At 64.5% G+C, this 21,490-nt stretch carries 18 protein-coding genes and 1 pseudogene; 2 read left to right on the top strand and 17 right to left on the bottom strand.

Annotated elements, in window-relative coordinates; all coding sequences use genetic code 11:
• Nucleotides 1-89: 89 nt before the first annotated feature.
• From ugpC to Q0C42_RS15000, 7 genes are all read right to left on the bottom strand, one after another.
• Nucleotides 90-1,166 carry a sn-glycerol-3-phosphate ABC transporter ATP-binding protein UgpC gene (gene ugpC, locus Q0C42_RS15030; RefSeq protein ID WP_295077510.1) on the bottom strand — a complete coding sequence of 359 codons (1,077 nt, stop codon included), beginning with the start codon at nucleotides 1,164-1,166 and terminating at the stop codon, nucleotides 90-92.
• Nucleotides 1,167-2,036, bottom strand: a complete 870-nt coding sequence (gene ugpE, locus Q0C42_RS15025; protein WP_295077508.1) for a sn-glycerol-3-phosphate ABC transporter permease UgpE — start codon at nucleotides 2,034-2,036, stop codon at nucleotides 1,167-1,169.
• Nucleotides 2,029-2,910 carry a sn-glycerol-3-phosphate ABC transporter permease UgpA gene (gene ugpA / locus Q0C42_RS15020; RefSeq protein ID WP_295077506.1) on the bottom strand — a complete coding sequence of 294 codons (882 nt, stop codon included), beginning with the start codon at nucleotides 2,908-2,910 and terminating at the stop codon, nucleotides 2,029-2,031. The genes ugpE and ugpA overlap by 8 nt, the downstream gene beginning before the upstream one ends.
• Before the next feature lie 81 nt (nucleotides 2,911-2,991).
• Complete coding sequence (gene ugpB, locus Q0C42_RS15015; RefSeq protein WP_295077504.1) at nucleotides 2,992-4,287, bottom strand: sn-glycerol-3-phosphate ABC transporter substrate-binding protein UgpB; 1,296 nt, start codon at nucleotides 4,285-4,287, stop codon at nucleotides 2,992-2,994.
• A 296-nt stretch (nucleotides 4,288-4,583) separates the two neighbouring features.
• A complete protein-coding gene (locus Q0C42_RS15010) occupies nucleotides 4,584-5,327 on the bottom strand; it encodes a DUF72 domain-containing protein (protein ID WP_295077502.1) in 744 nt (247 codons plus the stop codon).
• A gap of 338 nt (nucleotides 5,328-5,665) precedes the next feature.
• Nucleotides 5,666-6,073 carry a thioredoxin family protein gene (locus Q0C42_RS15005; protein ID WP_295077500.1) on the bottom strand — a complete coding sequence of 136 codons (408 nt, stop codon included), beginning with the start codon at nucleotides 6,071-6,073 and terminating at the stop codon, nucleotides 5,666-5,668.
• Nucleotides 6,074-6,098: 25 nt separating this feature from the next.
• Nucleotides 6,099-6,812 (bottom strand): cytochrome c biogenesis CcdA family protein, encoded by a 714-nt coding sequence (locus tag Q0C42_RS15000; RefSeq protein WP_295077498.1) that lies wholly within the window; start codon nucleotides 6,810-6,812, stop codon nucleotides 6,099-6,101.
• A gap of 202 nt (nucleotides 6,813-7,014) precedes the next feature.
• Here Q0C42_RS15000 and Q0C42_RS14995 point away from each other — a divergent pair, with 202 nt between their 5' ends.
• Both Q0C42_RS14995 and Q0C42_RS14990 read left to right on the top strand, forming a co-directional pair.
• Nucleotides 7,015-7,548, top strand: coding sequence for a sigma factor (locus Q0C42_RS14995; protein WP_295077495.1), 534 nt, complete (start codon nucleotides 7,015-7,017; stop codon nucleotides 7,546-7,548).
• Nucleotides 7,545-8,180: a DUF1109 domain-containing protein gene (locus Q0C42_RS14990; RefSeq protein ID WP_295077492.1), complete on the top strand. Its 636-nt coding sequence runs from the start codon at nucleotides 7,545-7,547 to the stop codon at nucleotides 8,178-8,180. The genes Q0C42_RS14995 and Q0C42_RS14990 overlap by 4 nt, the downstream gene beginning before the upstream one ends.
• Before the next feature lie 9 nt (nucleotides 8,181-8,189).
• Here the strand turns inward: Q0C42_RS14990 and Q0C42_RS14985 are convergent, their stop codons facing one another.
• From Q0C42_RS14985 to Q0C42_RS14940, 10 genes and pseudogenes are all read right to left on the bottom strand, one after another.
• Entirely contained in the window at nucleotides 8,190-9,008 is an 819-nt protein-coding gene (locus tag Q0C42_RS14985; protein ID WP_295077489.1) for a PHB depolymerase family esterase, read from the bottom strand.
• Entirely contained in the window at nucleotides 9,005-10,762 is a 1,758-nt protein-coding gene (mdoH, locus tag Q0C42_RS14980) for a glucans biosynthesis glucosyltransferase MdoH (RefSeq protein ID WP_295077486.1), read from the bottom strand. The genes Q0C42_RS14985 and mdoH overlap by 4 nt, the downstream gene beginning before the upstream one ends.
• Nucleotides 10,759-12,290, bottom strand: a pseudogene (locus Q0C42_RS14975) (glucan biosynthesis protein). Before Q0C42_RS14975 ends, mdoH begins: the two are co-directional and overlap by 4 nt.
• Nucleotides 12,287-13,489, bottom strand: a complete 1,203-nt coding sequence (locus Q0C42_RS14970; RefSeq protein ID WP_295077483.1) for an OpgC family protein — start codon at nucleotides 13,487-13,489, stop codon at nucleotides 12,287-12,289. Before Q0C42_RS14970 ends, Q0C42_RS14975 begins: the two are co-directional and overlap by 4 nt.
• A 1-nt stretch (nucleotide 13,490) precedes the next feature.
• Entirely contained in the window at nucleotides 13,491-14,801 is a 1,311-nt protein-coding gene (locus Q0C42_RS14965) for a tetratricopeptide repeat protein (protein WP_295077481.1), read from the bottom strand.
• A gap of 173 nt (nucleotides 14,802-14,974) precedes the next feature.
• Nucleotides 14,975-16,588, bottom strand: a complete 1,614-nt coding sequence (locus Q0C42_RS14960) for a thiamine pyrophosphate-binding protein (protein ID WP_295077478.1) — start codon at nucleotides 16,586-16,588, stop codon at nucleotides 14,975-14,977.
• The gene (locus tag Q0C42_RS14955) at nucleotides 16,585-17,847 is read right to left on the bottom strand and encodes a CaiB/BaiF CoA-transferase family protein (protein ID WP_295077475.1); all 1,263 of its coding nucleotides are present in this window, start codon (nucleotides 17,845-17,847) and stop codon (nucleotides 16,585-16,587) included. Before Q0C42_RS14955 ends, Q0C42_RS14960 begins: the two co-directional genes overlap by 4 nt.
• A gap of 9 nt (nucleotides 17,848-17,856) precedes the next feature.
• Entirely contained in the window at nucleotides 17,857-18,378 is a 522-nt protein-coding gene (locus Q0C42_RS14950; RefSeq protein ID WP_295077472.1) for a YHS domain-containing (seleno)protein, read from the bottom strand.
• Nucleotides 18,379-18,482: 104 nt separating this feature from the next.
• Nucleotides 18,483-19,325 (bottom strand): SGNH/GDSL hydrolase family protein, encoded by an 843-nt coding sequence (locus Q0C42_RS14945; protein ID WP_295077470.1) that lies wholly within the window; start codon nucleotides 19,323-19,325, stop codon nucleotides 18,483-18,485.
• A gap of 367 nt (nucleotides 19,326-19,692) precedes the next feature.
• Entirely contained in the window at nucleotides 19,693-21,324 is a 1,632-nt protein-coding gene (locus tag Q0C42_RS14940) for a hypothetical protein (RefSeq protein WP_295077468.1), read from the bottom strand.
• Nucleotides 21,325-21,490 lie beyond the last annotated feature (166 nt).

Genomic DNA, 21,490 nt, shown 5'->3' with positions numbered 1-21,490 from the left:
GCGCCTCGCGCGGGTCGGCCTTGGCGGGCGGTCGGCACCAAGGATGTCACGGACAGCGTTGTAGAAGCTTCCTCTGTCGGCACCTTGGATCAGCTGGCCCGTTGCGCTTTCAGACGGCGGCCGTCTTCCTTCGAGAAGAAGTGCAGCCTTGACCGCGACAGGCTGATCTTCAGCCGGTCCCCCCGTGCCGCCGGGGCGTTGCCTGGCATCCGCACGGTCAGTTGCGTGTCAGAATTGTCGATCACGCAATAGCCGTAGGCATCAGCCCCCAACCATTCGACCGAATGTATCACCACCGGGAAGGCATCCGCGCCATCCGACACCGTCTCGACGTCCTCCGGCCGAAGGCCGAGACGCAGGTCGCCGTCGGGCGGGGGGTCCGCGACAGTGACCCGGTGGCCGCCGGGCAGGACCAGGATCCCGCCTTCGCTGCGGACATCAAAGATGTTCATGGCCGGCGAGCCGATGAAACCAGCCACGAATTCGTTCGCGGGGGTGGTGTAGACCTCGTGAGGGGTCGCGATCTGCTGGGCGATGCCGCGGTCCATGACCACAAGCCGGTCGGCCAGCGTCATCGCCTCGACCTGGTCATGCGTAACGTAAAGCGTCGTCTGGCCGGTCCGCAGGTGCAGGTCCTTGATCTGCAGCCGCATCTGCACGCGCAGTTTGGCGTCCAGGTTCGACAGCGGCTCGTCCAGAAGGAAGGCCGCAGGTTCGCGCACCAGCGCGCGGCCCATCGCCACCCTCTGCCGCTGCCCGCCCGACAGGGCGCGGGGTTTGCGGTCGAGAAAGGGCTCCAGCTCCAGCATCGACGCGGCCCGGGCGACCGCCGCGTCGATATCCGCCTTGGACAAACCCGCAATCTTCAGCCCGTAGGCCATATTGTCCCGCACCGACATGTGCGGGTAAAGCGCGTAGTTCTGGAACACCATCGCGATGTTGCGCTCGCGCGGTTCCAGAGTGTTCACCACCCGGTCACCGATGCGGATCGTGCCTGCGCTGATCTCCTCCAGCCCCGCGACCATGCGCAGCAGCGTGGACTTTCCGCAGCCTGAAGGCCCCACGATCACCACGAACTCGCCATTCGCGATATCAATGGTGACGCCGTGGATCACCTCTTGCCCAGCGTAGCTTTTCCGGACGTCCTGCAACTCGATGCGCGCCATTCACTTCTCCGTCTCGACCAGGCCCTTCACGAACCAGCGCTGCATCAGCACGACCACCAGGATCGGCGGCAGGATCGCGAGGACCGAGGTGACCATCACCAGGTTCCAGGGGGTATCGGCATCGGCGAAGGAGATCATCTTCTTCAGCGCGATCACAATGGTGTTCATTTCGTTCGAGTTGGTGACCAGCAAGGGCCACAGATATTGCGTCCAGCCATAGATGAACTGGATCACGAATATCGCCGCCACGTTGGTCAGCGACAGGGGCCAGAGGATGTCCTTGAAGAAGCGCCACGGTCCTGCGCCGTCGACCCGGGCGGCCTCCAGCAACTCGTCCGGGATGGTCATGAAGAACTGCCGGAAGAGAAGCGTCGCGGTGGCCGAGGCGATGAGCGGCAGGATGAGGCCGGCGTAAGTGTCGATGAGGCCAAGGTCGACCATCACCTTGTAGGTCGGCTGGATGCGCACCTCGACCGGAAGCATCAGTGTGATGAAGATCAGCCAGAAGCAGGCCATGCGGAAGGGGAAGCGGAAGAAGACGATCGCGTAGGCCGATGCCATCGAGATCGCGATTTTTCCCAGCGCGATGCCCAGGGCGATCAGCGTTGTATTGCCCAGAAGCCGCCAGAGACTGACCCCGCCGATCCGCCCGATCCCGCCCGAGAAGGCATCGCTGTAATTCTCGGCCGCCTCGGGCCCAGGCAGAAGTGGCAAAGGCGGCCGCAGGATCGTCTGCACCGAATGGGTCGAGGCTATGAAGACGTAGTAGATTGGGAAGGCGACGATGATGACGCCCAGGATCATCCAGAAATGCGCCATGGTGCGGGCGAGGCCACGTGCCGCCATCGGGCTTTGACCGGGCTCAGCCATAGTGCACCCGCCGTTCGATGAAGCGGAACTGGAAGGCTGTAAGGGCGATGACGATGACCATGAGGATCACCGACTGCGCAGCGGAATCGCCCATGATCAGGTTCACGAAGCCGTCGTTGTAGACCTTGTAGACCAGCGTTTCTGTGGATTTTCCGGGCCCGCCGCCGGTGACGGCATGGATGATTCCGAAGGTGTCGAAGAGCGCGTAGACCGTGTTGACCACCAAGAGGAAGAAGGTCGTGGGCGTTAGGAGAGGGAAGACGATGGTCCAGAAGGCATGCCGTCGACTGGCCCCGTCAATGGCCGCAGCTTCCAGCAGGGATTTGGGGATCGCCTGCAGACCGGCGACGAAGAACAGGAAGTTGTAGCTGATCTGCTTCCAGGTTGCTGCCGCCACCACCAGGATCATCGCGTCGTCCCCGTCCAGAAGCGGGTTCCAGTTGATCCCGATCTGGCGCAGGGGCCAGGCGAGGGTCCCGAAGGACGGGTTGAACATGAACAGCCACAGCATACCCGCGATTGCGGGCGCAACGGCGTAGGGCCAGATCATCATCGTCCGGTAGAACCCCTTGCCGCGAATGATTTTCTCGGCCTGCACCGCCAGGAACAGTGCGATCGCCAGCGCCGAAAAGGCGACCAGCAGCGAAAAGACCACGGTCACCTGCACCGCGTTCAGATAGGCGGGGTCGGAGAGCACCTTGCGGAAATTCGCCAGCCCCACGAAGGCGCTGGAAAGGCCGAAGGGGTCCTCCTTCAGCACCGATTGACGGAAGGCCTGCGCGGCGGGCCAGTAGAAGAAGATCAGCGTGATGGCCAGCTGCGGGGCCAGCAAGAGCCACGGCAACAGCTTGTGCGGGAAGACCGTCCGGCGCATCCGGCGTCCTTTGCATCAGGAAAAGGGAAGACGCTGCGGACCCCAAAGGGCCCGCAGCGCGCCAGTCTGGACCGTCCGGCGTCAGCCGCCAGCAGCGTCGCGGATCGCAGCATTCCCGCGCTCGACCGCCGCCTTCATCGCGGTGGCCGCATCCTGCTGACCGGCGAGCATCTTCTCGAACTCTTCGTTCAGGATGTCGCGGATCTGCGGTAGGTTCGGCGCGCGCACGCCCTTCGAGTTCTCGGTCGGCGGCTTCCCCATCATCTGGGTGATTGGCACTTCGCGCGCGGGGTTCTGCTCGTAGAAACCCGAAGCCTTGGACGCTTCGTAGGCCGCCATCGTAACCGGCAGATAGCCCGACTGTTCATGCAGGTACTGCTGCACGTCGGTCTGCGACAGATAGTTGAAGAAGGCGGCGACACCCTTGTAGGTCTCGTCCGACTTGCCGCCCATCACCCAAAGCGAGGCCCCGCCCGGAATGGTGTTCTGCGGCGCGCCCGGGGCGGTCGCGTCATAGGGCAGCTGGCCGATGCCATAATTGATGCCCGCCTTGACGATGTCACCCAGGCCGCCGGAGCTTTCGGTCAGGATACCGCATTCGCCCGAGGTGAAGTTCTGCTTCGCCTCCGAGGTGCGGCCGCCGTAGACGAAGACGCCTTCCTTGGCCAGATCGGCAAGCGCTTGGAAGTGCTTGACGTAGGTCTCACTGTCCAGCTTCAGCTCGGGGTTTCCCGACAGGCCGTTCTCGTTGGTGCCCCAGGAGATATTGTTCCAGGCCGCGAAATTCTCGGTATGGATCCAGGTCAGCCAGGTCGAGGTATATCCGCAGGTTGCAGCCCCGCTGGACTTGATCTGACGGGCGGCCGTCCAGACCTCATCCCAGGTCTTCGGAGGGTTGTCGACGTCAAGCCCCGCCTTCTGGAAGATGTCCTTGTTGTAATACAGGATCGGCGAGGACGAATTGTAAGGGAAAGACAGCATCTCGCCCGCGGGGTTCGAGTAGTAGGCGACGATCCCCGGCAGGTACTGGCTCTTGTCAAAGGTCGCGCCATTTTCGGTCAGAAGCTCCGCCACCGGCTTGATTGCTCCCTCGGCGCCCATCATGACGCCCGTACCCACGTCGAAGACCTGGATGATGTCGGGGGCCTGTCCAGCGCGAAATGCGGCGATACCGGCGTTCAGCGCCTCGGGATAGGTACCCTTGAAGACGGGCTTCAGCACATAATCCCCCTGAGAGGCGTTGAAGTCGCCGGCGATCTTTTCCACCACCTCGGCATTCGCGCCGGTCATGGCGTGCCACCACGATATTTCCGTCTGCGCATGTGCAGCAAAGGGCACGGCAACAAGGCCGAGCGCCCAAAGGCTTTTCGCTATCATACGTTCATCCTCCCAGGAAACTCTTGCAGAGGGCACTCTGGCCCGTACCTATGACGATGTGCGACGGCTTTGGTTCCCAAAGTCCTTCATGAAAGTTCTCCATCACGCTCTATGAACCGCTCGTTGCGGTTCTGTACACAACTGCGTACCGTCGGTTTTGTGGACACTGAGGAGTTGAGACGGGATCGGAGCGCAGGGCTAGATAGAAGCGCCATGCGGGCATTCGTCCACAACTGCCATGGCCCGTTCCCCGGCCTTTGAGAAGGTCACCTTTCTGCAGCGGCGGCGCCGGTTCTTTAGCGGGACGCGATGAGCGCGATGGCGGTGAGTGCGTTCTGCGTCGCCGCGCCAGATGCAGTGTTGTCAAAGATGCACCAGCGCTCGGCCATCGCCCCTTCGTCCGCACAAAGAGCCTCGACCACCGAACTGATGGCCTCATCACCATAGGTCGAATGGTGTATTCGTGGCGAGCCGTGCAAGCGCGCGTAGCGCAGCCCATGCCAACCGCCGGGTTGGGCGGCGCTCGGAACACACGGAGGGTCCGCCGCTGTGCGTGCGATGGCGAAAGTTGCAAAGAGGTCCTCGGGCTCGGGCGCGAACCATGACGGATGGCGTGGCTCGAAAGTGACTGGCCCGGCCACACGGTGGCGGAGTTCGGTCAGAAAGCGTTCGGCCGTTGCTTGCTCGAAGGCGAAGCTGGGAGGCAGTTGAAACAGAAGCGGGCCAAGCTTGTGCCCGAGGCCGGACACCTCGGTCAGGAGGCTGTCCAGCAGGGGTTCGCTGTCTTTCAGCCTGCGTTTGTGGGTGATCTCTTTCGGTACCTTGACAGAGAACCGGAAGTGGTCCGGCACGGACGCGGCCCAACGTTGATACGTCGATCTTCGGTGTGGCCGGTGGAAGGACGAGTTTATTTCAGCACCGTCGAGGACCTCCGCGTATCGCTCCAGATGCGTGCCAGCCTTCGGGAACGCAGCCTGCGCGTCGGTCGGGATTGTCCAACCTGCCGTGCCGACCCGAATGCTTGCCCGGCTCCTGATCATGCGGTTGCCAAGACGGGTGAGGACTGCAGCGCGGCGTGTTCGCGCCACCGATGGGGAGAGGTTGAATGATTTTCCTCTCGTCCGCTTTCAATTTCGGCACCTGCGCGGCAAGGCGCCCCTTGCAAAAACGTCATCATTCCGCCCCTCCCGGCGTCTTTTGCCAAAATTTTCAGGTTGCGATTCGCGTGCCTCAAGCCGTGAGAGGATGAGATGGTTCCGCCCACCCACGCGAGCCGCGGCGGACCGCCCTTCGCGACGACATGGTCGTTGTCGGCCCAAAGCAGACGTTGGCCGTCCACCTCACCTTGCGACGGACCCTTTCAGGGGGTTCCGATCTGCTAGCTGGCTGCGAGTGCCGTGTCGAGTAGCGCCTTGATGTCGCGCTTCGAGGTCCCCGCAACGATGCGTCCCAGTTCCTCACGGCCTTTCAGCAGGACCAGGGTCGAGCGCCGCGGGATGCGCAGTTCCATGGCCAACGTGTCTTTGGCATAGAGGTCCCAGTCGACCTTGTAGAAGGCGATCTTCTGTTCATAAGCCGGGTTTTCGGCCTTGAGCGCGGTCAGGACGCGTTCCTGGGCGGCGCAGGTGGTGCACCAGCTGGCCCAGAAGTCGAGGAGAACGATCTTGCCTTCGTCCATCGCAGCCTCGGCCGAACCGGGCGTGTAGAGGAGGGGCTCGGCGGCCTGAAGGCCGAGAGGCAGCAGGGCAACAGCGGCGGTGGAAGCAAGGAAAGTACGACGGTTCATGAAGGTCTCCTCTGGGGGGTGGGGATCAGAGGCTGACCGAAAAGTCGATCAGCCCGGGGGGAAGCGTGTCGATCAGCCAGGCTTCGACGACATGGTTGAGGCGGAACCATAGCGCGGTACCGACTACGATGAAGACGACGCCCATGATAGGTTTCGAACGTTCGGCCAGACTGCGCAGAAGGGTCTCGCGGCGGCGAAGAGCGGATTTGGCGCCGTAGGCGAGCCCGAGGATAAGGGTCGAGACGCCAAGCGCGAAGGCGCCCATGATCGCCCCAGCCCGGCCAAGGCTTTCGCCGGTAGAGGCGAGTGCGATGGCGGCACCAAGAGTGGGGCCGATGCACGGGCTCCACACCGCGCCGAGAAGCGCGCCGGACAGGAACTGACCGCCAAGGCCGGAGGTGGTGGTCTGGTCGATCTGCGCATCAGCCCGGTTGGCAATGCCTGCCGTCGCTGCAGCAAATCGCTGCGAGAAGGCAGGGACCAGCATGACGAGACCAAAGGCAACCATCACCAGAGCCGCAGCCCGCGCGACAAGATCGCTGTCAAGGCCAAGGGCTGGGCCGATGGCGGTCACACCAAGGCCAAGGGCGAGGAAGGACAGGCTGAGCCCTGCCGCCAACGCTAGGGGCGCCCGCCGATCCCGGTGCAGGCTGGAGGCAAGGACGATGGGCAGCACGGGTAGGACGCAAGGGTTGATTAGCGTCAGGATTCCGGCGAGGTAGGCAAGAAGCAGTTCCAATGTCCGGTCCCCATGCTGAGCAGCAGTGCAGCGATCGCGACGGCTGTGTGTTGACGCCAACCCACTGCATCCACTAGGCCATTCGCAAGCAAGAGGCGTTCGTTACGGCCTTCACGGGTTGGTGACTTCGTGTAGTCGGCGCATGCGCTCATGTAACAAGACGGCGTCATTCGCGAACAGGTAGGCAAGGAATGCGGAGTTGATGGACGACTGGGGCACTTTGCTGGCTGAAGCGAACTCGGGCGACAGTCGGGCCTATGCCACCTTTCTTCGGACGATCACGCCAGTCTTGCGGGGCGTTGTCCGGGCAAAGGCGGGGTGCTTGGGCGAGGCGATCTGCGAGGACGTGCTGCAGGAGGTGCTGCTTGCGGTCCACCTCAAGCGGCACACCTGGCAGGCGGGTGCGCCGGTGCGGCCCTGGCTCTATGCCATCGCGCGCTACAAGGTCGTCGATGCCTTCCGGGCGCGCGGCGGCAAGGTGGAAGTGCCGATCGAGGATTTCGACGAGATCCTCGCCGCCGAGGCCGGACCCGACCCGACCGAGGCGGCCGACATGGCCAAGATGATCGGGCTCTTGGACAACCGCTCGGGGCGATTGGTTCGGATGATCGGGATCGAGGGGTCCAGCGCGGCCGAGGCCGGGCAGGCCCTGAACATGACGGAAGGCGCGGTCCGGGTGGCCCTGCATCGCGCTTTCAAGACACTCGCCGCCCTTAGGGAAAGGCATCTGAAATGAAGACCGAAAACCTCATTGCGGCACTTGCCGCCGACAGCCGGACAGAGCCGCCCTTGAAGGCGTTCCTGTGGCCTGCGCTGGCCTTGGCATTGGCCGCGGCGGTGCTCGTGGTCTGGGTCTCGCTTGGGTTCCGGGACGATCTTCTGGCGTCGCTGAGTGAACCTTTCTCGGTGATGCGCTTTGTGCTGACTGCCGCTCTGGGCGTTCTGGGGGTGCGGCTTGCGCTGGTTCTGGCCCGGCCGGAGGGACGCAGTCTGGCCCGGCTTTGGCCGGTCGCGGTGCCAGTGGTGGCAGCGCTGGGACTGCTGGTCTGGGCCTATGTGTTGACGCCCGCCGAGGGGCGGCAGATGGCGCTGGTCGGCAAGACGATGACCACCTGCCTGGTGATGATCCCGCTTCTGTCGGTGCTGCCAGTCGCGGCGATTCTGGTCGCGTTGCGCAAGGGGGCAACGACCTCGCCCGCGCTGGCCGGGTTCGCAGCGGGGCTTGGCGGCAGTGGTCTGGCGGCGATGGCCTATGCCATGCACTGCATCGAGGACAGTCCGCTCTTTTACGTCACCTGGTACGGCCTGGCGATTGGCGGGGTCACGCTGGTATCGACGCTGATCGGGGCACGGGTCCTGCGCTGGTAGCGCGGCGCCTTAAGGCAGGGCCTCGAACCAGTCGATCGCCATTTGCGCCCAGCCCTTCGGGATGCTGTGCCCGCCGTCGTGCAGGGCGAAGCTGAGGCTCGCCCGCGGAGTGCAACGGGTCCAGTCCTCGATCGTGTAGATCCCGAGGCTGCGGGTTCCGTTCGGGTCAGGCGATGGGCAGCCATTGGCCTCGCGCCAGATCCCCATAGCCTCGAAGACATTTCCTTGCACGAACCCCGGCATGATCTCGCGGCCCTCAAGCGGCACGGTCCGGTCGGCCTTGCCATGGGTGTGGAACAGACGCACGGGACCGGCGCAGGCCTTGGGGTGCGGGCGCCAGAAGCTGCCAGCGACCGGGGCATAGGCGGCAAAGGCCTCGGGCTTGGCACAGGCGACGTAGCTCGTCATCGACCCACCGATGGAGAAGCCTGCCAGCAGCATCCGATCGCGCTGCAGGCCGAAGCGGGTGGTGGCGTCGTCGGCCGCGGAGGTCAGGAACGCGGTCTCGTCGCGGGTCGCGGGGCGGTCGGGGTGGAAATCCCAGGTCTGTCCCTCGCCATCCGACCGCGGCTGGCCGTCGGGGGCAATCACGGCGTAGCCATGGCCCAGCATCAGGTTGACCATCGGCTTGTTGCGGATTGTGCCCAGCCCCTCGCCGCCATAGCCGTGCAGAAGGAGTATCGCGGGGATCGGCCCTGTCACTCCATCAGGCAAGACGATGTGGTAGGTGCCGCCCGGGATCTTGCACGCGCCTGCGTCCGGCCCGCAGTCGGCGCTTGCGGCCCCGGCCATCAGGACCAGCGCGAGGGTGGATGTCTTTACGCTCATCGGCTTCCCCCGATCGGGCGCAAAAGCCAGCCCGACCTGACATCGCGTTGCACCAGCCACGAGATGAAGCTGGTCAGGCAAAGGCTGCCTGCGACCGGCAAGAGCCAAAGGTCGACCCTGCCAAGAGCGCAGAGACAAAGGAGAGCCGCGCCAAGCGCAGACTCCGTCCCGTGAAAGCGCAGAAGCGTGCCAAGGCCCGGACGGCCTGTGAGGTGCGGCATCCAGCCACCGTCGAACCCGGCCAGCGTGCGCAACACGGCGCGGACCTGGTGAACCATCAGCGCGGGAGCCAGAAGGACCGACAGCACAACCTCGACCAGAACCGAGGCGCCAAAGCCGGGCAACTGGCGCAGGGGAAGACCCCGGTCGCGCAGATGGGCGGCGATGCCCAGAAGTTTGGGGCCAAGCAGCATCAGCCCGACAGTCACGCTCAGCGCTGCCTGGCTGACCGGGGGCACGTCAGGCCAGATCGGCATCAGCGGGTTGGCCAGGAAAGGGTCGTAGAATGCATTGCCCGGGCCGGACAGCGCCCAAAGCGCCAGCAGCGCCAGCCACCAGACCGAAGCAAGGTAAGCCATCGCCCCTTGCAACAGATGAAAGCGCGAGACGAGGTGCAGGCCCGGCACTGTCAAAAGGCGAAGGTGTTGCATGTTGCCCTGGCACCACCGGCGGTCACGGCGCAGGTAGCCGGGCAATGTCTCGGGTGTGTCCTCATAGCTTTCCGACGCCTCGGGCAGCATCCGCACCCCCCACCCGGCGCGGCGGATCAGCGCGGCCTCGACGAAATCGTGGCTGAGGATGACGCCACCCCGCGGAGCGCGTCCGGGCAGGTGCGGCAGGCCCGCGCTGGCCGCAAAGGCGCGGGTTCGCACCAGCGCATTGTGGCCCAGGAAGTTGCCCTCGACCCCGGTCCAGAGTGCAAAGCCACGGCCAAGGTTGGTGCCGTAGACCTCGGACGCAAAAGACTGCATCCGCTGCCAAAGGGTATGGCCCCCCAGCACGCGGGGGACGGTCTGGATCAGGCCAAGGCCTGGCTCCACCGCCATCCGGTCGGCCATCAGCAGCACGGAAGCGGCCGCCATGACGCTGTCGGCATCCAGGATCAGCATCGCGTCGTGGTCATGGCCGCGCGAGGTGACCCAGTCGCGGATGTTGCCGGACTTGTAGTCGGTATTGGTGGTGCGTCGGCGGTACTGCAGCGCCAGGCCCGGATGAGTCAGCCGGGCGGCGCTGATCCAGGCCAGTTCGTCTCGCGCGGCGGCAGTGTCGCGGCTGTCGGACAGGACATGTAGCGAAAAGCGGTGGCGTCCTTTACCGGACAGCGCGGCCAGAAGGCTTGCTGCATTGCCGATGGTCGCGGCCGCAGGCTCGCCATACATTGGCAACAGGATCGCGACAGATAGCCCATGCAGGGCCTGAACCTTGGGCCGGGGGCGCCAGAAAAGCCCCAGAGCGGCGGTTGCGACCGAAAGCACCACCCAATAGAAAGCAAAGACTGTGACGGCGACCAGCGCGGCCTCGGTCGCGGCGAGATGACCGTCCACCGTGAACCATCCCAAGCCGATCCAGGCCAGGGCCAGCGTCACGCAGAGGGGCATCGTCAGCACCGCCAACCGCAGCGCCTTTACCGAACGCGGCAAGCGAATTCCGGTCGCTGCGGGATCGGTAAAGGGCGAACGGAAGGACTGGTCCGGCATCGCAAGCGGCTGGATTGGCTCGGTCTTGACCAGCGGAAGGCGAATGGCGGCGGTCATGTGCTGACCCAGCGGTTCACCCAGACCTCGGCCACACTCTGGCCACCGCGCCAAAGCTCGGCCCGCAGTTCGGCGACCGGCACGCCGCCCTTCAGGGTAAAGTCCAGCCGCATGCCGCCGGTGGCAGCGTTTGTCTGCAGGTGCTGGCTGGAAATCTCGCCCACGCTTGTGCTGATGCGCGCCTCGATCCGTTCGGGATCGTCGCCAAGGGCGGGATGGGGCGCGTAGTCGATGGTGAAAAGCCGCCCGTCCTCGAAGATGCGGGCGCCGGTGCGGGTGGCGATGACCGGGGCGACGGTGCCTTCTGCCGGGCTGGTCGCGCACCAGTGCAGACGGTAGTCGAAGCGATGCTCGGACCCGGCAGCCAGGGGCGCTGCGGGGCGCCAGAAGGCGACGATGTTGTCGTTGATCTCCTTGTCGGTCGGGATCTCGACCAGCATCACCGCGCCCTGCCCCAGTCGCCCACGGGCTCCACCCAAAGCGACGGGCGGCGTTCGTAATGCGCCACGAGGTCGTTGTAATCGCCGGGCTGGCGGGCGCGCTGCATCAGGCCAAAGCCTCGCGAGCTCATGTCGGCGAAGGCGCTGACCTCGACCGCCTTCGGGTTCGTGAGGGGTCGCCAAAGCGATTCCCCCGCCCCGTTCAAGATGAGGAGCCCGTCGCTGTCATGCACCGCCTCGCGGAAGTCGTCGAAGCGGGTACGGTTGATGTCACTGAAAAGGAACATCGAGGTGCCGGGGGCGATGCCGACTGTCGCAAGGTCCACCCGCGGAAAAAGCCGGGCGCTGACGGTCATTTCGGTCGTCGCACCCTTGGTGATCTTGAAACTGTAGGCCCCGGCAACCGACGGGCTGTCCATCAGGGCGTGGACCGTGACCTCCGCCGCGCCGGGTTCCGCCGCCTCGATCCAGAAATCGCGGAACACGGGGAATTCCTCGGGCCCGTCGGCGGCGGTGTTCAGGGCAAGGCCCCGGGCGGACAGGCCGTAAGCCTGGCCTCGGCCGATCGCGCGGAAGTAGCTTGCACCCTGGAAAACGGCGTATTCCTGAAAGCGGTCGCGGGCCTCCAGCTCTCCTAGAAGTCGGAACCCGGCGAAACCGGTGCCATCCTCTGGCAGGGCCGGGAACTGGTCGGTGGTGTCGAAGAGGCGCAAGCCGAACTGCACCTCACGCGACTGGTTCATTTCGACGGCATGGACGGTGATCTTGTGCGGGAAGTATAGGCCGGCCACAAAGAACTCGGCCTGCACCGCACTGGGGGAGCCACGGAAAAGGGTGTGACGCGTGTCGAACCAGATGCCGCGGAAATCGTCGTAGGAGAGGCCAAGCCAATCCTGGCTGACGACAGGCGGTGGGGCGTAAGGGGCAGCGGCCAGCCCGCGGGCACGGGCGACAATTATTTCGACGTCGAAGGGGGTAGCGGGGCCAAGTGTGGCACCGGCGGCTTCTTCGGCCAGCACCGGGGCGAACCCAAGCGCCGAAAGCGCGCCGATTAGGCCAAGGACATGGCGACGAGAGAGGTCGGTCATGGCCGCATCTCGGCCGTCAGAGGGGCGTTGGTTGTCTCGGCAACGGGGTCTGCGGCGGGCCGGGGCTGGGCAGTCTTCCAGGGCTTTGACTTGAAGAATGCGGCAAGCCTTGCGACCGCAATGATCATCGCAAACCCGGCGAGGTTGACTGCCAGCGCCGCCAGCATCCCGCCGCCTGCAAGGTCGAGCACGGCCCCAAGGACCCGTGCCATCACCATCGAGGCCGCGAAGACTGCGAGCGACTGCTGACCGACCCGCATGATCAGGGCGATGACGGCACCCGCAAGACCGCCCCGCCGCAGCCGTGCGCCAACTGGACCGGCGCAAACCCAGGCGAGGTAGGCCAGCGCAAGGAAGTGGATGTAGCGCAGGATGCCGAAGTCCGACTTGTCGAACAGGACCGACCATTCTTTCCGCCAGTCGCGCACGAATTCCGACGCTCCGATGACCTTGTGCCAGGCAAAGGGGACCGAGAAGACGACGACGGCGATGGCCGCCAGAACCAACGCACGGTGCACTGGTGGCGGGGGCAGCCATCCCGCCATCAGTGCGAACCCGGTGAAGAAAACAAGCTGCCAGGCAAAGGGGTTGAAGAACCAGGTCCGGTCCGAGGGTTTGCTGAACCAGAGCTCCGCCGGGAGGTTCAGCCCCGCCGTCGCCGCAACCCAAAGCGTCAGGCTGAACAGGATCGCGAGCCGCATTTCGATCCGGACCAGTGCCATCATCACCGGGATCAGCGCGAGGATCACCAGATACATCGGCAGGATGTCGAAGTAGTTCGGCACATAGGTCAGGGTCAGCAGGCCCAGCAGGTTCGGCCCGGTGTTGTTGAGGAACGGATACAGGTTCAGCGCCCCGACCTCATCGCGCGGGAAGGCTTCGGTGGCGTTCAGCGCCAGCATCAGGGCCAGCGTCACGAAGAACACGCCCAGATGCACCCAGTAGACCTGCCAGATGCGGAAAGCGATCTGCAGGGTGCCCAGCAGCCAGCCCGCGCGGGTGAAGACCGCTCCGAAGGCCAACGCTGAAGCCATGCCAGAGCAGAAGACGAACATCTCGGTCGCGTCCGAAAAGCCGAAGCGGGCGGGGATCCAAAGGGTCCAGGGGTTGCCGGTGATATGGGCGATCAGAATAATGAACATGCCGAGGCCCCGGAAGAAATCGAGCCGGGGGTCGCGTTGGGCTTTGGGCGCGCTCACCTTACACCGCCTGGGCGCGGGCAGAGCCGATCAGCGCAAGGCGGGCCGTCGCATAGCCGTCGGCCCTGCCCGCACGCCGCGCCATGCGGTCGTGGATCAGGCCTTCGGCTGCGTCCATGTAGCCGCCACGGAGCGCTGCCTCGATGGTTATGCGGTCGAAGACGTCGCGCTGCGCGTGGCTGCCCCCGATGGATTGCAGATCGGCCCGCCCGGCGCGCAGGTGCATCCAGGCGCTGGAATATTCGCCGCTGGAAAAGGCGTGCAGACCTTGCGCGATATGCAGGCCGGGGTGCGAGATGACAGCCTGAGCCTCACCCGCGCTACGCTGGGTCGCCTGCATCCGGGCGATCAGCGCCACAGCGGCCTCATCGCGCGCACCGCCGCAAAGCGCCAGCATGTAGTGCAGGTCGGCGAAAGCGAGGCAACCATCCGTCGCGCGGCGTTCAGCCAGCACGGCAAGCTCTTCCCAGCGGTCACCGACAGAAACGCCCTCCAGCTCCAGCCGCGACAGAAGCGAGGCGGCGCTGGCGAGGTCGCGGTAGTCGTCGGTCTTTTCGGCCCGGATGTCGGCGTCGTAATGCGCCAGGGCCACGTCGTACTGACCCAGGTCCAGATGCATCAGCGCCCCGTGCCACCAGACATGGAAGCGGAAGTTGTTGCAATGCGCCCAAGAGGCTTCGCGCCCTGTCAGCCAGTCCAACCCCGACCGCGCCTGTCCGGTCATGTCGTAGACGTGCGCCACGGCATGCAGGCCCCAGGCGTCGTCAGGCGCCAGCTCCACACCTTTGCGACCGGTGCGTTCAGCGGCTGCATAGTCGCCGGTTTCCTCCAGCGTGAAGGCATGACAGCCCAGCAGGTAGCCGCGCGCCCGATGGTCGGCCCAGGCGTGCATCACCGCTTCGACCGAGGCGCGCATCTCTTTCGGGCGGCCCATAACGAAGTGGATTGCCTGCACCATCTTCATCGCCAAAGCATCCCGCGGGTTGAGGTTCAGGATCACCTGCAACCGCGCCGCGGCTCGGGTGGGACGACCGTTCAACCAATCGCCAAGCGCATGGACAAAGGCGATCTCGCGCATGGTGGCCGGGGCGCCCGACACAGCTGCCGCATAGGCCTGATGCGCGACGGTCACCATTTCCGCCCGGCCGAGAAGAAGGCAAGAGAGCCCTCGGATCGCCTGCCCCATTGCGAAGTCGGGGGCAGCGGCAAGGACCCTGTTCAGGTCCGGCCCGGTGCTGGCGGCATGGGACAGGATGCCAAGGATGACCTCGTTCCAGTCGCCGATCAGGGGGCTGGTCAGCGATGTGGGCATTCCACTCAGGTCATCAGAAACCGGCATCGGCGAACCTTCTCGCAAGCGTGACAGCGGGCCTGTGCGATAGGCTGCAGAGGCGTTTGCGTCAGCCGGTTCGCTGGTCGCGCGAGGTTTGTTACGATCCGCGCGGCGGATGTCAGGGGGATCACGCCGGCGTGAAGGGACGTGCCCTACAAGGCCCCATCGTAGGCGCGGCGCGGGATGCGGGCCGCAATAAGCGTAAAGCTGTCCCGCGACATGGCATCGGTTGCTTCACGGGCCAGCGTCTCGGGGTCAGTCACCTCGACCCCGTGGCCTCCGAAGGCGCGGGCCAGGGCTGGGAAGTCGGTGCCTTGCCCCGGGCCGCCGAAATCGACCCCCAGATTGGGGCGCTGGGTGCCACGCTGCTTCAGTTCGATCAGCGAGAGGCTGTCATCGACCAGGACGCAGATCACGATGGGCAGGCCATGCGCGGTCAGGGTCGCAAGCTCTCCGGCCCCCATCTCAAGCCCTGCATCGCCGACGAAGGCCAGGACCGGGGTATCGGGTCGGCCAAGCTTCGCACCTGCGGCGAGTGGCACGGCGCAGGCCATGGTGCACAGGCCCGAGGATTGCAGCATCAGACGAGGAGCGGGACAGTCCCACATCTGGCTGACAAGGATCCGGTGCGCGCCGCTGTCAGCGGTGATCAGGGTCTCGGGCGGCATGACTTGGCGGAGGGTGGCGAACACCTGATGCGGCCCCCAGCGGGGCGGTGTGGCAAAGGCGGCCCTAAGCTCGGCGCGCGCCTGCGCGGGCGCGCCGTCGATCCAGCGCGGCGGTGCCGAGTGCTGCAACGTGGTCAAGGTCTCTACCAAACTGCCGATCAGGCAATGATCCGCCTGATGCATCCCGTGGTTGCGGTGAATAGGGGCGATCTCGATCACCGTCTGAGCAGGCGTCCAGGGATTGCGCCAGCCGATCCGCATCTCGATCGGGTCATAGCCCAGGAGGAGGATGCAATCCGCCTTCGCCATCAGCGGCATAAGGGTGCGATCGGCCATGGGCGAGAGCCCCGCCCCGCCCAGGCAGAGAGGATCACCCTCGTCCATCAGCCCCTTGCCCTTGTAGGTGGTGATCAGGGGAATGGCGTGGTCATGGCAAAAGCACCGGATGAGATCGCCCGCGCCTTCGTTCACCGCATCGACTCCGGCAACGGCCAGCGGTCGTTGTGCGGGTGTCAGGGCAGCCAGAGCGGCGGAAAGATCAGTCGCAGGCGGCAGGCCAGGGCGGGCCGGGGGCACAAAGGGAATGTCCGCCTCGTCGGTTGGCCCGTCGGCCACGCCAATCGGCACGTCGACATGCACCGGTCCGGGCTGGCCAGAGGTCGCCAGTGCAATCGCCTTGGCCATGCCGGAGCCCACTGCGCCCGTTGCCAGGCGAAAGCTGCCCTTGACCACGGGCCGCAGCATCGCCTGATGATCGAAGACCTGATGGGTATAGGTCTCGGCCTCGGCCGCGTCGACGCAGCCGGTCAGAAAGATCAGCGGCACGCGGTCTTGCATCGCGTTCGCCACCACGTTCACAGCATTCGCCACCCCCGGCCCGAGGGTCGCCACCAGAACTGGCAGCGCGCCGGTCGTGTGCCACAGCCCCTCAGCCATGAAGCCGCCAGAGTTCTCGTGCTTGACGAGGAGAAACCGCAGCCCGGCGGCATCCAGGCCCTGCATTAGCGCCAGAACCTCGCCGCCGGGAATGCCGAAAGCATGGGTCGCGCCCGCTCGGGCCAAGGCCTGTCCGATGATGTCTGCGCCCGTGGTGGTCATGCGTCCGGCCTTCCTTCGATAACGCCCGCAGCGGCAAGGTCGCGCAGGGCCTCAGCGTCCAGCCCAAGCTCACGCGCCAGCACGGCCATGGTGTCCTCTCCCAGCGTCGGCGGGGCCTTGGCATAGCTGACAGGGGTTTTCGACAGGTGCAACGGGTTGCCGATCAGATCGACCTCACCGCTGCCCGCACCGGAATGATCCATCCGCACCCGCATCCCGCGCGCCGCTACTTGTGGGCTGGCGAAAACCTGGGCCAGATCGTTGACCGGCCCGGCGGGGATCGTCTGGGCCGCGCAAAGTGCTAGCCACTCCGCCGCCGGGCGGCCAGCTGTCAGGGCCGACAGAAGGGGTACAAGGACCTGGCGGTTGCGGACGCGGGATGCGTTGGTGGCAAAGCGGGGATCAGTCGCCAGCCCTGGCGCGCCTGCCACCGCGACAAAGCGGGCGAACTGGGCGTCGTTGCCGATGGCCAGGACGAAGCTCCCGTCGCTGGCCGGGAAGGTACCGTATGGCACGATGGTCGGATGGTCATTCCCGCGCCGGGGCGGGACCTGACGGTCGGTCAGAAAGCCCACGCCCTGATTGATCAGCATCGCCACCTGTGCATCCATCAGCGCAAGGTCGATGTGCTGCCCAAGGCCAGTGTGGTGCCGCGCCTGGACCGCAGCGAGAATGCCCACCGCCGCATACATGCCGCACAGCACATCGGCGATACCGACCCCGGCCTTCGTCGGGGGGCCGTCGGCCTCGCCCGTCAGGCTCATCAGTCCGCCCTCGCCTTGCACCAGAAAATCATAGCCCGCTCGGTGGGCGTTTGGGCCGGTCTGGCCAAAGCCGGTGATCGAGCAATAGATCAGTCCGGGATTCACGGCTTGCAGGGTGGCATAGTCCAACCCGTACCGTTTCAGATCACCCAGCTTGAAATTCTCGACGAGGAAATCCGCTCTTGCAGCCAGAGCCTGCAAGATCACTTGCCCACGCGGATCGGCGATGTTCATTGCAACCGAATGCTTGCCCCGGTTTGCCGACAGGAAATAGGCGCTTTCCCAAGTCTCCCTCCCCTCGGCATCCAGAACGACAGGAGGCCCCCAGCCGCGCGTGTCGTCCCCTGTCCCGGGGCGCTCGATCTTGATCACCTCGGCCCCAAGATCGGCCAGAAGCTGCGTCGCCGTCGGCCCTGCCAAGATGCGCGAAAGGTCAAGCACACGCAGGCCCGCTAGGGCCTGCGCTTTTGGCGATGTGGTCTTTGCATCACTCACTGCCGCTGGTCAGTTCGACACAGGTGCCGCCGAGGTAAAGCTCGGGATCTTGTCGGAGGAAGCCGCCTGCGGCTCCAGCCCGCCCCAGTTCTTCTCGGACTTCTTCAGGTTGCCGGAGATGTCTTCTTCCCAGAAGCCGACGACGTTTTTCGTGATGTTGAGGTAAAGCTTGCCATCGACAATGCGCCACAGCGTCGGGTTGCCGGGTACCTTGCCGCCCTTGGCCACGCCGTAAGCGCAGTGGCCGTCATACTGCGGGACGAATGCCGCCGGGTCGGCCAGGAAACGGTCGCGGTTCGCCTCGGTCGCGAAGGCGAAGGTCGCACCTTTGTAGTCGGCCGTAACGCTGGCTTGGCCCGGCAGCGGCTGCTGCTGCGGCTGACCCACCTTGGACTGCGGCAGGTCGAAGTAGGACACGACATCATATCCCGACACGGCGAAGCCGGTCTTGTCGACATACTGGTCCCCTGCAAAGGCGCTGCCGACCATGGCAGTGGCAAGGGCGAGAGCGAGGGCGGTCATTTTGAACATTGGGGGTTCCTTTGCTGGTGCATCTCTCTCTTCGTGTCGGGCACAGAGGGCCTTACAAGTCTTTCAGCGGTCTCGCGCCCTCGTGATGGCACCAAGAGGGCGGCCTATGATCCGCCCAGTTCCTTGCCGATAGCCGCACATAGAGCACCACGCTGCAGTTTCAGGAAGCGTCGCGCCCCGGCTTCGGTCGGGTGATAGGGGTCCTTGACCTTGCCCGAAGCATTGCGACGGAAATTGGCGGCATTGCCCCGGTTTTCGGCAATCGTTTCAGTCGTAAAGCCCGGAACGAAGGTGCACTGACGGCCTGCCAGTGCAAAGGCCGCCTCGATATTGTCCTGCGCCTGCAGACGCTCCTTGACGGCCTTTTCCTTGAATGGCGGGGCCGAAGTCATGAAGATGCAGGGCTGGTTCGGCGGCAGGTCGGCCATGAGTGCCCGGACGTCCTGCAGCGCGGCACCGGGGTCACTGGCCCAGCGTTCGGTTGCATTGCCCATCATGAAGAAGATCACCAGATCCGGCGCGTAGTAGCCGTCGGCGAACACCGCCTGCAGCGGGGACATGCCTGCGCGGCAGAACTGGAACTGCGCGCCTTTGCCGATCTGGATATATGGGTTCTCGCCTTGCCCCAATGTCCCGTAAGCCCCAGCGTTCACCTTCCATTTCGGGTCCACATCGCAGATCGCGCCCTTGGCCGACTTCGATGTCCCGGTCCAGCTGGTTATCGCGCTGGATCGGACGCCGATGACCCCCGTCGTGGCGTCTGCATCCAGCCCACAGATGCCCGCCACGCTGGCCAGCACGTCAAGAAAGGCCTCTCCCGCGCCGAAGGTCAGCTGCGAATCTCCAAGGATCAGGATATCGGGCGCTCCCCTCGCCGTGCCCTCGGCTTGGCAGATGCCGGTCGATGCTGCCATGCAGGCAACGGTGCAGACTGTCTTGAGGAACAATTCGTTTTCTCCAGGTAGCGAACAGAGACTGGGCCAATGCCCTATTCGTCACACGCTGCAGGCCCGTTACAGGACGATGGATCGTGTGCGGTGTTTGGCAATAGTGTCCCAGTTGCTTTGCCAGATCCTGTGTGCCGCAGCAGAGAGGCATGAGAGGCCGCTTTCCACCCTTTGCGTCTTCCCAGTCGCTCTCGGCCCATAGCTGACGTTCAATCGCCTCCAGACACCATAGAGCACCATCGGCGAAGCATCGCGACCTCCGGATTTCCAACGCCCGAAAGGTTCCAGGCGTTACGGACCCGCTCCCCGTTTGATCATTCTGACTTATACTTAGTCGCGAACACCCCACCGCTTTCGCATTCCGGTCCTAAAGGGAGTGATGCCTAAGCTCGCGCAGGGCACCACTTGTCAGGAGACCGCTGCGTCGAAGTGCTGCTACCGGATAGGCGGAATCGGATAGGAGGCGTTCAAAACTGAAGTCGGGCTCAAGCTCACGCAGCTTGGCTGCATAGGTGATGGCGGCCTCGTGCTGCCCGATCGCCCCGTTGAGAGCAGTAAGATAGCGCAGCGGTGGACGGAAGCTCGGGGCCATCGCATGTGCGGTTTGAGCGAGCTTCAACGCGTCCTCGTGCCGGTTCGTCACGACCGAGGTAAGCGCAGCCCCCATGTCCCAGAAATGCCGGATCGGGTATCGGGCGGCGATCTGGTTTGCCCACATCTGGTGCCGATGGGCCTCTTCGGATGCGCCATTCATCAAGAGCGCGATGCTCAGGCAGTCCCAGGCAAACGGATTTGACGAATTCATCCGCAAACTGGCGCGGGCAATTTCGACTCCGGCCACGACATCGCCCTCAACCAGAAGCTTTGCATTGGCCGTGGCGGCAAGCACCATCGAGTTCGTCGGGTCAAGCGCGAGTGCGTCGGCAATCAGTTTGGGAAGTTCATGCGATGTGCTTTGGCCCTGAGGATGACGTTCAAGTTGCTGAATGACACGGAGTTGAATGCGCCAGGCAAGGAATTGCGGATGCGCGTCAATTTCGAACGCCTGATCAAGCAGGAGATCGGCTCTTTCAAGCTCATCCGGCGTCAACATGAATATCTTGCGGATGGCCATGCGCGCCATGAGCGAGGCATCAAGCTGCTCGCGACTGCGCAACCGGTCCAGAAGCTGCGCGTCGGCCAGCGCCTCGGTCGCTTCATACGCCAGGGCCAGGACATCCTTGTGTTCGACGGGGGGCGCGCCGTTGGCGGGGACGATCCGCATTCCGGTCCAAAGCGTTCTTCGCCTGCGGCCTTCCTCGATATGTACCCGAAGGCCGTGGCCCTGGCCCGACACGGCGAACGCCTGCACCGCCATGATCAACGGGTCGATCTCGATGGCAGGTGGGTCACGGCGATACACGTCTACGGTCAGCGACTCTCGCAGACTGCATTCGAGGCAGTCGACAAAGATATCCTCGTAAAGCCGTTCGGTCGACCGTGGAGCGCCTTGGGCGACAATATAGACGGGACGCGCCTTTCCGGCCCGGGTCTGTGGCGGGGCGGCAATGGTCTTTGTCGATTTGGCCACCGCAGGAAGCCTGGCCATCCGTTCCGTGCGAAGCCATGCCTCGAATTCGTGATCTCGCAGGTCCAGGCCTTCAAGAAACTCAGCCTGGTCTGTTCCCTGGACTTTGTCGAATACCTTGATCCGTGACGGATTGAGCCAGATGTCATCGCGACTTGCCTGCAGGACGGAATCAAGTGCGCCCAGTTCGTCGCGAAGTTGCGACAGCGCCTGCCGAAGACTTGCCGAGGCTTGTTCGCGTCCCCTGTCGCTCCAGAGTTTGTCCTGAAGCCATATGCGCGAACGGCGGAAGACTGGGGAAACGGCCAGAAGCGCGATCAATCCTCTGGCTTTGGCCGCGCGCAACACAATCTCTTGCCCGTCCTCACCGATCAGGCGGAAGGGACCCATGAGGAAGATCTGTAGATGACCTCGGCCCTCGTCTTCTTCCAACCCCGTCCCCACTAAAACGCCACAGCGCGGAAATACATGGCGCTGCCCCACACCCTGGCCAGCGCGATGAGGCTAGCGTGAATCCGGCGTAAATTCCACAGGGTTCCCATTTCCAAGATTGACCCAGAAAGAGCGCGCCGCCGAAGATGCGTTCAATAGGCAAATG

The organism is Tabrizicola sp. (genome assembly GCF_022842145.1).
Classification (GTDB): Bacteria; Pseudomonadota; Alphaproteobacteria; order Rhodobacterales; family Rhodobacteraceae; genus Tabrizicola.
Note: the sequence above shows the minus strand (reverse complement) of the source record. Positions and strands in the feature narration are given on the sequence as shown.

What these genes read in the sequence shown, in the direction of transcription:
- ugpC (WP_295077510.1), bottom strand. Translation starts at nt 1,166, where the DNA reads ATGGCGCGCATCGAGTTGCAGGACGTCCGGAAAAGCTACGCTGGGCAA.
- ugpE (WP_295077508.1), bottom strand. Translation starts at nt 2,036, where the DNA reads ATGGCTGAGCCCGGTCAAAGCCCGATGGCGGCACGTGGCCTCGCCCGC.
- ugpA (WP_295077506.1), bottom strand. Translation starts at nt 2,910, where the DNA reads ATGCGCCGGACGGTCTTCCCGCACAAGCTGTTGCCGTGGCTCTTGCTG.
- ugpB (WP_295077504.1), bottom strand. Translation starts at nt 4,287, where the DNA reads ATGATAGCGAAAAGCCTTTGGGCGCTCGGCCTTGTTGCCGTGCCCTTT.
- Q0C42_RS15010 (WP_295077502.1), bottom strand. Translation starts at nt 5,327, where the DNA reads ATGATCAGGAGCCGGGCAAGCATTCGGGTCGGCACGGCAGGTTGGACA.
- Q0C42_RS15005 (WP_295077500.1), bottom strand. Translation starts at nt 6,073, where the DNA reads ATGAACCGTCGTACTTTCCTTGCTTCCACCGCCGCTGTTGCCCTGCTG.
- Q0C42_RS14995 (WP_295077495.1), top strand. Translation starts at nt 7,015, where the DNA reads ATGGACGACTGGGGCACTTTGCTGGCTGAAGCGAACTCGGGCGACAGT.
- Q0C42_RS14990 (WP_295077492.1), top strand. Translation starts at nt 7,545, where the DNA reads ATGAAGACCGAAAACCTCATTGCGGCACTTGCCGCCGACAGCCGGACA.
- Q0C42_RS14985 (WP_295077489.1), bottom strand. Translation starts at nt 9,008, where the DNA reads ATGAGCGTAAAGACATCCACCCTCGCGCTGGTCCTGATGGCCGGGGCC.
- mdoH (WP_295077486.1), bottom strand. Translation starts at nt 10,762, where the DNA reads ATGACCGCCGCCATTCGCCTTCCGCTGGTCAAGACCGAGCCAATCCAG.
- Q0C42_RS14965 (WP_295077481.1), bottom strand. Translation starts at nt 14,801, where the DNA reads ATGCCCACATCGCTGACCAGCCCCCTGATCGGCGACTGGAACGAGGTC.
- Q0C42_RS14960 (WP_295077478.1), bottom strand. Translation starts at nt 16,588, where the DNA reads ATGACCACCACGGGCGCAGACATCATCGGACAGGCCTTGGCCCGAGCG.
- Q0C42_RS14950 (WP_295077472.1), bottom strand. Translation starts at nt 18,378, where the DNA reads ATGTTCAAAATGACCGCCCTCGCTCTCGCCCTTGCCACTGCCATGGTC.